2 protein-coding genes are annotated in these 1,347 nt (G+C 62.4%); one reads left to right on the plus strand and one right to left on the minus strand.

Annotation, left to right across the window (positions count from 1 at the left end):
• Nucleotides 1-196: 196 nt before the first annotated feature.
• Nucleotides 197-676 carry a thioesterase family protein gene (locus EOA22_RS33750; protein WP_127390620.1) on the minus strand — a complete coding sequence of 160 codons (480 nt, stop codon included), beginning with the start codon at nucleotides 674-676 and terminating at the stop codon, nucleotides 197-199.
• A gap of 163 nt (nucleotides 677-839) precedes the next feature.
• Here EOA22_RS33750 and EOA22_RS33755 point away from each other — a divergent pair.
• A partial coding sequence (locus EOA22_RS33755; RefSeq protein WP_164756189.1) for an FAD-binding oxidoreductase occupies nucleotides 840-1,347 on the plus strand: 508 nt, incomplete at its 3' end.

The following is a 1,347-nucleotide window of genomic DNA, read 5'->3' on the forward strand; positions in this document are numbered from 1 at the left end:
ACCTCGATGCAGATCGTTTTCGACCGGCCCGCTGAGTCGCGCAACGGCTCAAATGGCTTGTTCCCGTTAAAACCTTGGTAAGGTTAACGAGGGCGCCGCGCCGCTTCAAGCGCCGCCGCCGGTCGATGGCAAGGTTCTGCGATTTTAGATCGCCGGTGTGGCTTTGAAGCCGGAAACGAGACGTGTCGGCATCGCCCTATTTGCGTTTGATGCCGATCGAGCGGCCGGCCCGTTCCGGCATCGGCAGGGCCGAATGGGCGGCGCGCATGTCTTCGCCCCTGGCCAGCACATCGGCGGGGAAGGGCGCCACCTTCGGCCCGGACATGTCGACATGCAGCGACAGCGATTCGGAAGTCGCGGCCAGCCAGCCGTCGACATGGCGGATTTCCTGATAGGCCCGCAGCCGCTTGTCGTCATGGTCGATGAGCTGGAAGGAGACCGTGACCTTGTGCTCGAGATGCAGCTCCTGCACGTAGCAGACATGGACTTCGGCGGTGTAGATGGTGAGGCGGCGATCCCTGGCATAGTTCGGTCCCATGCCCATTGCCTCGAAGGCGTCGTCCGAGCAGCGGTCGAACAGCACGTTGTAATAGGCCATGTTGAGATGGCCGTTGTAGTCGATCCAGTCCTTCTCGATGTCCATGGGTTTCGAGACGAAGGGAGTGGGGATGGGCATCGAAACTTCCTTGTTCTGGTGCTGGACAGAGCGTGGCTCCGGAGACTCTATTTGTTCTGACGCAATTTCGGACGGAAAACCGCTTCACACTTTTCCTGGAATTGCTTTACGCATCCATAGACGCATAACAAGCATGGACGCTGGTCCATTCGCGGAGGAATTCATGGCTCTGAGCGACCTCAACCCGGTCGAACGCAACGAGGAAGGCATCGCTGCGGTGCTCGGGATCCTCAAGCAGCAGCTCGGCGAGCGATTCCAGACCGGCCAGGCGATCCGCTCGCAGCATGCACATACCACCACCTACATTCCGACGCAGGCACCGGATGGCGTTGCGTTCCCCGAGACGACGGCCGAGGTGCAGGAGATCGTGCGCGCCTGTGCGGCGCACCGCGTGCCGGTGATCGCCTTCGGCGTCGGCTCCTCGCTGGAGGGTCACACCAACGCACCGGGCGGCGGCATATCGGTCGACACATCGCGCATGAACCGTATCCTGGCGGTCAATCCGCAGGATCTCGACTGCACGGTCGAACCCGGCGTCACCCGTGAGGATTTGAACCGGCATCTGCGCGACACCGGCCTGTTCTTTCCGATCGATCCCGGCGCCAATGCCTCGCTGGGCGGCATGGCCGCAACGCGGGCCTCCGGCCCCAACCCGGTGGGCGACGTAACGA

Source organism: Mesorhizobium sp. M7A.F.Ca.US.014.04.1.1, from assembly GCF_003998745.1.
In the GTDB taxonomy this organism is placed as follows: Bacteria; Pseudomonadota; Alphaproteobacteria; order Rhizobiales; family Rhizobiaceae; genus Mesorhizobium; species Mesorhizobium ciceri.

Bases quoted from the DNA above. Each gene is read 5' to 3' on its own strand.
- EOA22_RS33750 (WP_127390620.1), bottom strand. From the start codon at position 676: ATGCCCATCCCCACTCCCTTCGTCTCGAAACCCATGGACATCGAGAAG.